A 14490-nucleotide genomic window follows, 5' to 3' on the forward strand; every position below is an offset into this window, starting at 1 on the left:
AGTACAAAAATTACCTGTGTTACTTTTTCAACCTCCCCGCTTCCTCTTCGAGGGCGGTTCGGTGGCTTCTGCCAGCCTTAACCTCATTATTTCCAAACTTATAAGATAAGGTTAAACGTGCCGTTCTGCTATCCCCCCTTTGAAACAGTTTGTAATCCAATCCCGGATAAGCACTGCTTATTTTGGAATACCTGGTTTTGAACAGGTCATTTACGGTAAGCTTAAGGTTCACTCTCTTGTTTGAAAAGCTCTTGCTCATTCCAAAATCGACCGTATAACGAGGCCTTAAACTAAACGTCCCATAAACCACCTTCGACTGATAGTTTCCACTTAACTCAAATGATAGAGCCTTGCCCGCTACAAAATTTTGACTATTGTAAATTTGGACGGCAGTTTGTTCGTTATCAAGCACCTGGCCATTCAGGTCGGGAGATTTAAACTGATTTTTGAATAGATTAATATTCGTATTGCTGTTCCACCACTTTGCGAAAGCAAAGGGAACACTTAGATTAAGAGAGTAAGTTAACTGCTCAGAGAGATTTGCATTGGTTTGATAAAGTGCGCTTTTCTCAGGATCGGGCAACAATACCTGGGTAATCCCATCTGTAGTCCGGGTGTAACCTGCAGATACGGTATACTTCTTTTGAAAAGTGTACGACAGATCAAATGTATTTGTATACTCTGGCTTCAGAAAAGGGTTTCCCTTATTGAAGGTATACCGGTCAAGAAAATACTCAAATGGGTTCAGGGCTTCATATTCAGGCCGGGTGATCCTCCGGCTATAGGTTAACCCCACGCTGTTGTTTTCATTTGCGGCAAAATTAACAGCGGCACTCGGAAAAAAATCAAGGTAATGCCGCCTGGATACTTCTCCCGTAGTAACCAGGTCGCCCTTTGAATTAGTTTGTTCAGCCCTCACTCCAGCCTGCAAGTTCCACTTCCTGGTTTCCTTCCTCAAATTGACGTAAGCTGCGTTTATATTTTCAGTGTAGAGAAAGTGATTACTCCTTCGCGGATCGTTGTTCCACCCGTTGCCTTCAAACCGGTTGAAACGAAAGTCATTATCCGCTTCGACCCAGCTGGATTTATAACCAGCTTCCATTTTCAGAGACTTTGATAATGGATGAGTATAGTCGACTTTAAAAGCATATATATCGATATACGAAGGACTGTAGTTCTTCAGCAGTTCCTGCACCTCGTTTTTGTTTGTATTGTAAAGATACAGATTATCATATTGCATCCTGTCGTCACTATGGTTATTAGAATAATCAGCATCAATGCTAAGTTCTCTTCCATTCGAATCAAGGATCCCCTTATAATTCAGATTATAACTTACATTCCGATAGCTTGAATTTCCGGTATTCGTGGCTTTGACAGCAGAATCCACAACTCCGGAAAGAGAACTGATCATGGTAGAGTTACCATAGTTTTCATTCCATCTGTTAAAATACCCGTTCACAATAACTCCTACAGTATGGTTTTTATTAATAAACAAGTCTGCTCCTGCCTTAAAATTGTGATTAGACCAGTGACGCACCCCGGAACCTGTTTGGGCAAACCTGCTGCGTAAACCCATATTATCATTGATCCGGTCGATATCAGTACTTTGCTCGCCTCTGTTATTACTGTAATTATAGTTGCCGAAGAAATTAAGGTGTTCACTCCGGTTATTAATGGAGATCCCTCCGTTCGTTTTCCTGTATCCAGAGTAACCAGCTCCAGCAGTAACCGTTCCGTTAGTACCGAAATTTTTGCTCTTTTTAAGCCGGATATTTATGATTCCCGACTTCCCCTCAGCCTCATATCGGGCAGATGGATTAGTTATAATCTCCAGGGATTCTATTTCATTGCTTTGCATGTTGCGCAGCATGCTGGTGAGATCAGCGGAACTCAGATAAGTCGGCTTTCCATCTATAAGTACCAAAACGCCCTGCTTCCCCCTGAGAGAAATATTATCATCTTTATCCAGACTTACACCCGGAGCCTTTTGAAGCACTTCAAGTGCTGATGACCCCGCAGAAACGCTGCTGACCGACACATTAACAATCAACTTATCTCCTTTACGTTCAACAAGAGGTTTCTGAGCAGTAATCATCACTTCGTCAAGCTTCTTATTATCGGGCTCCATTACCATGGTTCCAAGATCAATGTCCTCCTTCCCGGCTATTACAGTAATAGGCTGACTATAGTACTTTTTTAAGCCAACCTGAGTTAATACAACTCTGTAAGTTCCCTGCGGGATATCTTTAAAAGTAAATCCGCCCTTATCGTCAGTTATCTCCGTTTTCACAAGTGTTGAATCTTTTGAGCGAATAAGAGATACTGTAACATAATCAAGCGCTTTATTTTGAAAGTCCGCCACTTTACCGCCTACATCGTTCCCTTTCGAAAAACAATAGCCTGCTGAAAGAATTAGGGTAAATGTTGATGTCAGAATAGTATTTGTAAAAATGTTCATGTTCTTTTTCGTATGATCCGGATCAAAACTATAAAGCCATGATAAGCCTTCATACCAGAATTAGGTGTACAGGCAAGACACCTCGGTAAAAACAGGATTTAAACCGGTAAAATATTTCTGATATAAAATCCGTTCTTTTGCCTTAAACTGAAAAAGTCAAAATGGACAAGAATGAAGAACATCTGCTCGACAATCCGATATGGAACGCCCTCGCAAGCGGGAACAAAGATCTATCAAGGGGAACGGGCAATGCGAAATATTTTAGACGAGATATAGCGTTCTTTGCCGGGTTGAAAAACAATTCCGAACAGGACTTCCGGGAGCTTCATCTACTTTTCCGCGAAAAGGAGCCCGCTGTTCTTTTTTTGCCCGAAACGATAAAAATCCCGGCTGAATGGACCATCAGTGTAGAAAAGAAACTCCTGCAATTGACGGGTGAGAATTGCAAAATCCCATCTTATAAAGAGGATGATATCCTTCCATTGGGAGAACAGAATATCGGTGAGATGCTCCGGCTCACCTCCTTAACCAATCCTGGCCCCTTTCTCGACAGAACTATTGAATTCGGAAATTACGAAGGTATATTCGACGGAGAAAATCTTGTAGCAATGGCGGGGCAGCGGCTACAGCCCGGAAAATATACCGAGATCAGCGCAGTATGCAGTCATCCCGATCATGTGGGAAAAGGATATGCATCCAGGATCATCCGCAGTCAGATCAGAAAAATAAAGGAAGAGGGCAGGATTCCATTTCTCCATGTTCTGCCGGACAACAGCCCGGCGTACAAGCTTTACGAGAAGTTAGGATTTACTGTAAGGAAAGAGCTTTGGGTATATGTAATTGAAAAGAGTCAATAGCAGTTCTGTAAGCCATACTTTCCACTGACAAACATGTCGGCAAAAAAGTTGTTGGGTAGGTAAAATATAATCAGCAGACGCGATTGCCAAGCAAGCTCTGCCAATTTATACATTCGCCTATGAATCTGCTATTTAAACTAAAAAGCATACATTCAAAAACTCTTTTACCCGCAGCTTTTTTCACTCTTTGCTACTGCATCCTGGTTCAATCCGGTTTTGCACAAATACCGTCACTACACCCTGATACATCTGAAAAAAACAGCTCTCAGGCAGGCTATCCCCCCGACTCCCTGGGTCGAAGGGACCCGAGAGGAACAGTTGAAGGCTTCATTGCAGCAGTGGCAAAAGGCGACTATAGCAAAGCATCTCTCTACCTGCGGATCGATAAAGAACTAAAAAAAGATCAGGACTCTGTAAAACTGGCGCGCAATCTTCAGCTCCTGCTCGACCAGCAGGGCAGCATCCTTCCTTATTCGATGATCAGTGATAAACCCGAAGGAACGCAAAACGACAATCTCGGGCCGAACCTGGAAAGAGTAGGCACAGCAACGGTAAACAAAGAACCGTTTGATTTAATACTCGAAAGTGTAGAAAGCGAGAACGGTCCTGTCTGGTTGTTCTCCTCTCAAACAATCGAACGCATTCCGCCTAAAATAGAAGATGCAGGAGAAAAAGCACTCGTCAACAAAGTCGCACCTGAAATACTCGAAGAAAACCAATGGGGAGGTGTTCCTATATCACATTGGCTTGCGTTCGTAACCATACTCATCCTCGCATATCTGGGAGCCACCGGGCTTACCTACGTAGTACTATTATTGATTCCACTCATCTGGCGTAAAGCCCGAAGCGAATCCGCGGAAGGAATTATAAAAGCATTCGTACTTCCCGTAAGGTTATACTTAACTATCTGGCTGCTCATATTTGGCAGCCAGGCTGCCGGGATTTCAATAATTGTCAGGCAGCGATTTAACAGCCTCACCCTGATTGCATTTGTAATAGCCGTTTTCCTGCTGCTTTGGCAGCTGGTAGATTTCATTACACGTCTTATTGAAAAACGGCTTGCCCGTCACCGCAACCAGGCCGGGATCTCTGCACTGCTATTCCTGCGAAGGGCTGCCAAAATTGCGCTTGTTGGAATTGCGCTGATTATCGTCCTCGACACATTTGGCTTCGACGTTACCACGGGGATTGCCGCTTTGGGAATAGGAGGTATCGCCCTTGCCCTCGGCGCTCAGAAAACCATGGAGAATTTTGTTGGAAGCGTTACCTTAATTGCAGATCAGCCAATCCGTGTAGGCGATTTCTGCAAAGTTGGAGACATTGTCGGGACTGTAGAACAAATCGGGATGAGGTCAACACAGATCAGAACGCTCGATCGCACGATAGTTACCATACCAAACGGGGAATTTTCCTCCCTTAAAATCGAGAACTTTTCACCTCGCGAACGCTTTTGGTTCCATCCTGTCTTCCGCATCCGGTTAGATTCAACCCCTGACCAAATCCGCTTCCTCCTGGCAGAACTAAGGACAGTTCTTTATGCCCATCCAAAAGTCAACCCGGATCCCGCCAGGATCCGTTTTATAGAAATATCAACGGATTGCCTCAAACTGGAAGTATTCGCCTATGTTGATGCAATTGACTTTGACAGATTTCTCGAGATTCAGGAAGATATTTATCTGCGGATGATGGACGTCATAGAAAAAAGCGGGACAAGCCTGGCAATGCCCTCACAAACTGTATACCTTAGCAGAGATAAAGGTATATCAGAAGAGAAGGCCTCAGAAGCCGCAGAGCAGGTGCGCAAATGGAAGGAAGCAGGTGAAATGCCTATCCCCTATTTTAGTCCCGAAAGGATTGGAGAACTCAAAAATTCCATCCCCTATCCGCCGGAAGGCTCAGTAGCGGCAAAAAATGCTAAACAGGCAGGGAAGTCCTGAAATGAGCCTGATAAGTACAAACTATCTAGCTATTAGATCTTGCATAATTTTTCAGAAATACTAGATTTGGCAGATCGAGCATCTGACCGGTTTCTTTAATATACGACGGCAATGGAAAACTACACCGCCATTTTGACCCTGCTTGGGATTATGATAATCCTTCACGTGATCTCAGACAGAGTAAAGATCTCCTCCCCGATCTTCCTTGTTCTGGGAGGAGTAGGGCTCGGATTTATACCGGACATTCCCCCTCTTTCAATCAATCCTGAAATCATTTTCTTACTATTCCTGCCGCCGTTACTCTATGACGCCTCATTTAATATCTCTTTTAAAGCCTTTAAGGAGCACCTCGGTACAATAAGTTCCCTGGCTATCGGACTCGTCTTCCTGACAACTGCCGGTATAGCGGTATTCGCACGGTTCCTCATTCCCGGTATAGACTGGCCGCTTGCGTTCGTTCTTGGGGCAATCCTGGCATCAACAGACGCTGTAGCGGCGATAGGCATTACGAAGGGATTAAAGCTTTCACATACCACGACAACCATTCTGGAAGGAGAAAGCCTGATTAACGATGCCTCTGCCCTGGTTGCTTACCGCTTCGCCGTAGCTGCGGTGACCGGCACCGCATTTGTTTTATGGAAAGCGTCCTTAACATTCCTGATATTAATGGCAGGCGGTTTTCTGGTAGGAGTAGTGATGGCTAAAACACTTCAGTTTCTCTTAAGATTTGTCAGAGGCCACACCATGGCAGTACTTAGCTTTACTCTTCTGGCCCCTTTCATAACGTATCTTATAGCAGAAGAGCTCCATTGTTCCGGGGTAATTGCGGTTGTAGTCCTTGGCTTTGGGATCTCCCGTTTAAGTAGCCTAAAGTTTCCGGAATCGCTTCGTCAGCAATCCAGGACAATATGGGAAATAGTCGTTTTTTTACTTAATGGACTAATCTTCATTCTAATCGGCCTCGAGCTCCCGGCTGTAATAAAAAGCATTCCCGCAAGCCCCCTTCTTCAATATAGCGCTTATGCCTTCCTGATCACCCTTGTGGCGGTTTTAATCCGAACCCTCCGTGTATTCCTAAAGAAAAATTCTCTGCAACGGGCCTTTAATCATCCGAAATTTAAAAATACAAGAAGAGAAATTCCAGCCTCCGTTCTCTTTACAACCAGAGAAAGCCTGATCATAAGTCTGTCAGGAATGCGTGGGATTGTATCCCTGGCTGTGGCAATAGGACTTCCCCACGTTCTGGAAGACGGAACCCCATTTCCCATGCGCAGTGAAATAATCTATATTACAACGGTAGCTGTGCTGGTGTCTATTGTGGGACAAGGCTTATTGTTGCCGTTTTTGATAAAGAAGCTGAATAAGAGCAGTGGAGATTTGTAGAAAATTAGGAAAAAATGGTATAGCAGCGAAAGAGCTTTAAGGAAAAATATGTGATAGCAAAGCTCATAATATCAGGAATACCCCCTTCTATTATGAGCTTTGCTATTTGAAGATTACCATTCTATAGCCTGATCCTCGTCTGGAATCTGAGTATTTAGTTTCCGTTCAAGGATGAGGGAACCGGCAACATGGAATTCAATAGGAACGCCGGCAATCCTTGTATAATCAGTATAATTGTAATCAATATTATTGATCGTTATGTAGCGATGCTTCAGATAGGGGCGCACTGCATCCATCTGTTCAGATATAGTATAACTGGCATCCTTATTAATTTTAAACTTAATGGCAGGATTATCTGCCCGCAGAGATACCGTTCCGGTAGGACTAAAAGTAAAAAAGATCTTATAGTTGTGGCGATCCTGCCGTTCCTCGTCTATATTTCCGGCATAAAGGAAAATGGTATTTTCATCGGCAACATAGGTGCGGATCTCATTTTTAACAAGTGCTGTTTCGTTCTCATGACCAACCATAGCAGTTTTCAAAGCTGTTCCACTGTAAGATCCCGAATAGTCATTGAATGGATTAACACGCAAAAGTGCTTTACGGTAATTTTTCCTGGGATGCGCCGTATAGCCATAAGAGCGATCATCCTGAATTGTTAAGGGAAGCACCCACTTATCTACGAGATCAATATCTTTAAATGTAAAATCTATCGGCAGTAACGCCGTATTCTCTCCAGCCTTAATATCTACCGTCTGAGGCATAGAGAAATAGTTACTATTCAGTTCCTTGTAGTAAAAGTCTGTCCGGCTTTGAAAACGTTCAAAGTTTAGTACTTTCAGGGTATCCGGATCTAATCCAATATGCACTGTGATGTCTTTATCATTCACAGTTGATCCACTGACTATCAAGGGCTGCAAAAAAGTGGTCTTCTCATCGTCTTTGTATCGTACAAAAATATTAGTCACCCCCTCATTTGACAACGGAGCTTTAAAACCAATATATCTTCTGTACTGCTCATCCTTCCATTCGTCGTTGCAGGAGCCGCAGATTATTAGCAACGAAAGTAGAAAGATCTGTATATATGACTTTTTCATATTTTCTTTTTTTAATCGTTATAGTTCCATCCTGGGTTTTGTGTGAGCCGGTTGTTACGCTTAAGTTCACTAAGACTGATAGGCCAGAACCACATCTTGTCGGCAAAAGTGGTCTTCAACGTCCATACGGCTACAGGCTTGTGAAAAAGATCTCTCTCCTGGCTGCCCATCATAACATTACATCCATAGATCGGTAAAGATTCTTCTGCCGGTGCATCCATCCACCGCCGCAAATCGTAATAGCGCTGCCCTTCACCCATGAGTTCTATGAAACGTTCCCGTTTCAATGCTTTTCGCATTTCATTCTTATTATTGTACACACTAAGCGGATAGTCAGGTACACCAGCGCGAATGCGTACAGGGTGAATGCCTCTTTGCATTTGCATGATGTCGCGGCGGATGGTATAGGTTTCACCACGCCAGGATGGTATATTATAAGAACCGTCAATTTCATTCAAGGCCTCTGCATATGCAAGTAAAATATCTGCATAGCGGATAGCGGGTTCGGTTTTCGGCACGACGCGGCTGTTATTTCCGCCCTCATAGGTATCATTCGGATGAACAAATTTCTTAACTCCAAAACCTGTACGCAGCCAATACGCATTGGCCGAGTTCATTCCGTTTCCCTTGTTATCATCAACATAATAGAATACTTGCTGATTTCGGTTCTCCGGTCGCGTCTCGTTAAGCAGGGTCCAGAAGCTGCCGTTGTATGCTACAGAGGCATAGAATCGGGGTTCACGGTTGGCATATTGTAAAGAAACACCCGGCCTCAAAGGTTTGTACCTGCCCTGATCGTAATCCTGCTGAGTAACATACCCACTGACACGTTCTGAGCCATTGCCACGTCCGATTTCCTTATCCTTTCCAGGAGCGTCCGTTCCATCATTCATCGAATAGGCATCAATCAACTTCTGCGTTAAGCCATGTGTGTTCCACCCCGTAGCAGAACGGGGCAACTGATGGATAACCATAGCAGCAACACTTTCTCCACCCTGATTATTTCCTCTGGTAAATATGAGTTCAGGGTTTCCTGAAGCCTGAAGCGTACCATCAAATACCTGGGCATAAGACTTTGCAGGATCAATATTGGCCCAACCTTCCGGCCAGTTTTTTTCAGAAAAATTATTGTCTTTCGGGGGTACTACGGTAGCATCTGTTCCCGTCGTTTGAAAGGGAGCCGTATAAAGGCTATATACTCCCAATTCGATCACATCCCTTGCCGCTGCAGCTGCTTTTGCCCATTTTTCTTCGTTGTATTCCTCAGAAAGCAGGCGTTTGCCAGTATCATTAGTCAGCCTGGCAGCAAAACCTGATTTATTTCCATTTGCGAGAGGACTTGCTGCATAAAGTAAAACTTTGGCGCGGGTAGCCAGGGCAGCTCCGCATGTAGGACGGGCCGACCCATCCTGACCGCGTTTCATGCCCAAAGTCTGCATTTCTTTCGCAGCCTGCAACATTTCGTTGGCTATATATTCCGCACATTCCTCATACGTACTGCGGGGTGTGGCTATCTCATCATAACTGTCCGTATAGTCAATTCCTTCGTCAGGCAACAAAGGAATAGGACCGTATTTACGCAACAGCAGCCAATACAGATAAGCTCTTGCAAAACGGGCCTGCCCCCTGTAATCTTCTATTTCAGCCGGCTTCATTTCCGTGTTCATATACACATTTTGAATGAAAGTAGAGGCGTTACGTATCCCGCGGTAGCACTGCGTCCAGGTACCTTGTTTGTCGCCTTCAGTATATTGCCCCATTTTAAACATGTTATACGAAATTTCATTCTTTGAAGGATCAAAATCCTTGTCCCTGTCGCCGTAAAACATATCGTCGGCAAAACAATGCGGCGTGAAGCCCTTACTCGCCACATCGGCATTGATGTCTCTGAACTCGTTGAATACATGGGCAAGCCACTCTTCCGTATACACCTTGCTTTTAAACACTTTATCTGTGGTAAGCCGGTCTTTGAAATATTGATCGGATTTCAATGCGTCTTTACAGGAAAAAAGCACGCAGGTTCCGATCACAAGCAATAGCACAAAATATATCTTCTTTTGCATCTCTTCTCTATTTACAAATTAACACTTAGGCCTAAAGTAATGGATTTAGGTAAGGGATAGTCTTCTCCTCTCGGGCTGGCAAGTTCCGGATCCCAAAGTTTGAATTTGGACCAGGTAACCAGGTTGGTACCCACCATGAAAATACGAATGTTATTGGTTTTTATTCTGTTCGCCAATTGCTTAGGAAGCGTATAACCAATATCTACAGTTTTCAAACGCAGATACTGACCGTTCCGCAGCCAGAAAGTCGACTCCCTGTAGTTGTTTGCGTTCCCGCCGAAACTCAGACGCGGATAGGATGCATTCGGATTTTCTGTAGAAGGATCTCCGGAAATATCGGCAGAAATCCAGCGGTTATCACCCATCACACCCTTCATTACCTGGCCCCACTCGCCTTCACTGAAGGCATAAACGGTTTTTCCATAGGTAAAAAATGTAGATTTGCCAGCCCCCTGGAAGTGAACGTTAACATCCAGCCCCTTCCAACTGACAGAAGCACCCAATCCGTAAATGAGATTCGGTCTTCTCGTAGCTCCAATGGCCACGCGATCAAGATCGTCAACCACACCATCGGCATTCACGTCCTTGTATTTAAGATCCCCCGGCTGGTAGTCTCCAAATGTTTGTCTCGGACTATTCCGGATGTCATCGTAGTCCTTAAACATTCCTAATGCAATCAATCCCCTCGCCTGATCTACGCGGTAGTTCTCCTGATTCAAATAGGAATAAACGTTATTCTCTTCATCTCTTTCAAGAATCTCATTCTTGCTGTATGTTATATTGCCTCTTGCAACTACATTGAACTCTCCCAGTTTCTGTTTGTATTCGAATCGGCCATCAAACCCTCGTGACTTTACGGCTCCAACATTCGCACTGGGAGTGCTCTCTAATCCAACTATTTCCGGCAGAAAATACCGAGGCATGTAAATACCTGTTCTTCTCTCATCAAAGAAATCAAGGTTGGCACCGATCTTGTCTCTGAAAAGAGAAAGGTCAAAGCCCAGATTCTTCTTCACTGCAACTTCCCATGTAACATAGGGAGAAGCCACCTGAGAATACCTCAAGCCTCCATAGTACCTGTTTAAACCGAAATCAGCCCACTGATATCCGCCATCCGGTATCCTGTTTCCATTATCAAGTACTAAATTTCCGTTTCCGTCCCTTCGGAAGATCTCTTCCGTTGTATATAAGTATGGGAAACGCTGTCCGTTTAATTGATCATTCCCTACCCTACCATGAGAGTAGCGAATTTTGAACAGATTCATCCATTGCAGGTTATTTTTAATAAAAGGCTCTTCAGAAAGATTCCAAGCAAAAGAGACAGCAGGGAAAAATCCGTATTGTTCTCCCAGAGCAAAGTTCTCAGAGCCCGTGTAGCCGAAAGTAAAATCAGCAAAATAACGGGACTTCCAGTTATAGGTGGCGCGTCCAGCCAAAGCAAGATTTCTTCTGGCTATTCCATTCTTAATGTCGTCGCCAAGAGAAACAGTTTGTACAAGCGCATCACGGGTGAACTTAACTACTGCTCCAAAATTATGATTCCCGAAACCGCGATCATAATTAAACATCCCATCGAAGAACTCTCTTCTCACACCACCGGCACTGCTCGACTGGTATAATTCTCGGGGATCGGAAACATGGTCCCATACAATTTCCCCTGTCTCAGTACGGGAACGCTGGGCATGCCATTGTTCAGGCCATTTACGACGCAATATATCATTGTAGTTATTTATGTCGAAGCCGATAATCCCTCTGAAACGCAAACCTTTTGTAATAAAGTCAAAATTCTGCTCAAGGGTAATGTCAGTCTGTACCTGATTAGTCCAGTTTTCATTATATCCGGTTTGGGTGGCCACAACCCAAGGGTTTGTCTGACCTCCGGCTCCAAATGCAGGTACACGACCATTAGAATACAGAATAGGCATACTCACAGGGGAATATCCGAAAAGAGCACCCCAGAAATCATTGTCACCAAGCCCCGGGCTGTTTCGTTTCCCGAGAGAACCAGCTACACTCGCTTTCGCTACCGTTGTTTTTGTGATATCAATATCAGTGTTCAAACGATAGTTCCAGCGCTTGTAATTTGCATTGGTATTGTAATCGTTCTTTAGCGTTTCATCAATTTTGTACATTCCCCCTTCATCCACATAACTACCCGAAACAAAGTAGCGGGCCGTGGCTCCTCCTCCGTTCAAATTCAAGTTGGCCCGGTAAGTCATTGCCCCATCCCTTAGCAACAGACTTTTCCAGTCCACATTGGGGTATAAATCCGGGTCCAAACCCAAACGCAGAATCTCCAATTCTTCCGGCTTGTAAACTGGCGCCTGATTTCGGGTGATACGTGATTCATTTAACAAGCTGGCATAAGTAGGGCCATCTTCGAATTCCGGTGTAATAGTGCGCGTATTGTAGATATTCTCATCTTTGAAAGTAATACTGATCTTACCTTGCTTGCCACGTTTGGTAGTGATCAGAATAACGCCGTTTGCTCCTCTTGATCCATAAATCGCTGTAACAGCTGCATCTTTCAATACAGAAAAAGACTCTATATCCTCGATATTAATTTCATTGATACTCCGCTCGATATTGTCTACCAGAACTAAAGCACCCGACCCGCCTCCGAATGTTGAAATACCCCGAATCCAGAACTCTGAGATATTTTTTCCCGGCTGACCGGACTGCATCATTGCCATTACTCCGGGCACATTTCCTGCAAGTGCGTTTGAAATACTTGACGTCGGGTTTGATTTAAGATCGTTCACGTTAACGGTAGTAACAGCAGCAGTAAGCGATGCTTTTTTCTGAACACCAGTACCTGTCACCACAACTTCATTCAGCACACTCGATTCCGATTCCTTCATTGTCACATTAATGACGAAAGCATCTTTTACCAGTATTTCCTGACTATCGAAGCCAATATAAGAGAACTTTAACTTCTTATATCGTTCCGTTTTAATTTTATACCTACCCTTCACATCTGTAGTTGTACCTAAACCAGGAGCATCTAATACTGAAATACTTACACCAATTAACGGTTCTTTTTTCGTATCGGTCACCATACCGGTTACTTCAACAACCTCCTGTGCCAGTGCTCCAGCACTGATACAGAAAAGCAACATACATATTAGTACGAATCTGTTCATAATTCCATTCACTAATTATTCTTTAATTACTTTACGGGCATTTCTTCCAGGGCTATCTTTCGGATGCGGCGGTTCTCTCTGTCTCCAATGTAAAACGCACCCTCCTCCTCGTTGTAAGCAAGCCCGGTTGGCCTGTCGAATCTTGCGTCCTGTCGCAAATCCCCGTCAACATATCCCCAGGGATTAGGATTGATGCTCGAACTTCCTCTCCCGGCAAATGTTGTCACACTTCCTTCAGGTGTCAGAATACGGATGGCATGGTTCATTTTGTCGGTAAAATAAAAATCATATTGATCCTGCTTTCCCTCCGCAACGTAAGCCGGATTTTTCACAAACGCGCCCTGATAGGGAGTATTAAGACGGACAGATGTACCTACCCCATCCGTATAACCCGAACTACTGAGCTTACCACATACAAGATAGGGCTGATTAAACCGCTTCTTTTCCCAGTTATAATCAATCCGAAGAATATAATGCTGGTTGATAACCACGATGTAAGCGTAGTTTCCTGTTGGATGAATGAATATTTTATATTCCCATCCTGGATCCTGAACAACAAACAATTTCTCAAAATCCTTGTCCCCAACTCCTCCTTCATTGAAATACTTATTCAAGTCAAACCGGAAGAACTCTCCTTTTGAATAACTATTAAAATACATCTCACCATTGACTGGATGGATAGATGCGCCATTACACTGTTTGTATTTTGTAAGGATCTCCCTGTCCTGCCAGTCTTTCTCACGTGATAAACGATAAGTTGCCCGGTCATCTTCATTACCCCTGTCTTCGGCAATGATCATATATTTACCATCAAGCGTAAAATCCACACTACGGGGACGATCGAAATCTGACCGCTTTTTAGTTATGGTGCTGTCTTGAAAGTTGATGAGGTAGAGTCCGTTATTACCATCAAAAGTTACCCAAAGATGCTTCGGATTTTTAGGGTCAAACCTCATAAAGGAATCATTCCAGAATCCGCTCGCCATTTTATTTTGGTCTGGATCTTTGAATTTCCCGTCTTTCCAGGGTTCGTCCCCCCTGTCATTTCTGTATCCGGCAAGGGTTGATACTACCATCTTGCGCTGATACGCAAAATGCTCCTGTGCCTTACCAACAGCATTTCCGTCACTTCCTACGCGCACTTCAATTTCGCCGCTGTATGCCTGCCTGGGCACAAAACAATAGATAGACTCGCCCTGCACGCCAATTACCACGGCCTTCTTTCCTCCAATAAATACAGACACGTCAGCCGGGTTATCTCCAAAATTTTGCCCGTAAATGACGAGACGTTGTCCCATTCCTCCTGTTTTAGGAAGAAAATCCGATACCACGACAGGCTTGGACGGGTCGAATGGCGCTGCTTCTTTAACGACAGTACCCTTGTCGTCTTTACAGCCCCCCATTCCTAAAATAAGTGCAATAAAAGCCGATAGTATCCAGCATACGAGCCGGCTATCGCTTCTTCTGATTTGTGTAGCGCTCATAAAATTTTATGGTTAAAAATGTTCTCGAATGTTATAATACTGCTGAAAGCTGAAGAGTAATCCTCCAG

General features: G+C 44.0%; 8 protein-coding genes. 3 read left to right on the forward strand and 5 right to left on the reverse strand.

Going from position 1 to position 14490, the window contains the following annotated elements; genetic code table 11:
* Window positions 1-19: 19 nt before the first annotated feature.
* The gene (locus DDR33_RS01610) at window positions 20-2458 is read right to left on the reverse strand and encodes a TonB-dependent receptor domain-containing protein (RefSeq protein ID WP_109414003.1); all 2439 of its coding nucleotides are present in this window, start codon (window positions 2456-2458) and stop codon (window positions 20-22) included.
* A 161-nt stretch (window positions 2459-2619) separates the two neighbouring features.
* Between DDR33_RS01610 and DDR33_RS01615 the strand changes: the two genes are divergently transcribed.
* The 3 genes from DDR33_RS01615 to DDR33_RS01625 all read left to right on the forward strand — a co-directional run bounded on the left by DDR33_RS01615 (window position 2620) and on the right by DDR33_RS01625 (window position 6635).
* Window positions 2620-3315: a GNAT family N-acetyltransferase gene (locus tag DDR33_RS01615; RefSeq protein WP_109414004.1), complete on the forward strand. Its 696-nt coding sequence runs from the start codon at window positions 2620-2622 to the stop codon at window positions 3313-3315.
* 119 nt (window positions 3316-3434) lie between these two features.
* A complete protein-coding gene (locus tag DDR33_RS01620) occupies window positions 3435-5252 on the forward strand; it encodes a mechanosensitive ion channel family protein (protein WP_109414005.1) in 1818 nt (605 codons plus the stop codon).
* Window positions 5253-5363: 111 nt separating this feature from the next.
* Window positions 5364-6635 (forward strand): Na+/H+ antiporter, encoded by a 1272-nt coding sequence (locus DDR33_RS01625; RefSeq protein ID WP_109414006.1) that lies wholly within the window; start codon window positions 5364-5366, stop codon window positions 6633-6635.
* A gap of 113 nt (window positions 6636-6748) precedes the next feature.
* Here the strand turns inward: DDR33_RS01625 and DDR33_RS01630 are convergent, their stop codons facing one another.
* From DDR33_RS01630 to DDR33_RS01645, 4 genes are read right to left on the reverse strand one after another with little or no spacing between them, the layout of a single operon-like run.
* Entirely contained in the window at window positions 6749-7732 is a 984-nt protein-coding gene (locus DDR33_RS01630) for a DUF4973 domain-containing protein (protein ID WP_109414007.1), read from the reverse strand.
* 11 nt (window positions 7733-7743) lie between these two features.
* Window positions 7744-9795, reverse strand: coding sequence for a RagB/SusD family nutrient uptake outer membrane protein (locus tag DDR33_RS01635; RefSeq protein ID WP_109414008.1), 2052 nt, complete (start codon window positions 9793-9795; stop codon window positions 7744-7746).
* A gap of 11 nt (window positions 9796-9806) precedes the next feature.
* Window positions 9807-12938 (reverse strand): SusC/RagA family TonB-linked outer membrane protein, encoded by a 3132-nt coding sequence (locus DDR33_RS01640; protein WP_109414009.1) that lies wholly within the window; start codon window positions 12936-12938, stop codon window positions 9807-9809.
* 26 nt (window positions 12939-12964) lie between these two features.
* On the reverse strand, window positions 12965-14422 hold the full coding sequence (locus tag DDR33_RS01645) for an IPT/TIG domain-containing protein (RefSeq protein ID WP_202913625.1): 1458 nt from the start codon (window positions 14420-14422) through the stop codon (window positions 12965-12967).
* Window positions 14423-14490 lie beyond the last annotated feature (68 nt).

It is taken from the genome of Pararcticibacter amylolyticus (assembly GCF_003130405.1).
Lineage (GTDB): Bacteria > Bacteroidota > Bacteroidia > Sphingobacteriales > Sphingobacteriaceae > Arcticibacter > Arcticibacter amylolyticus.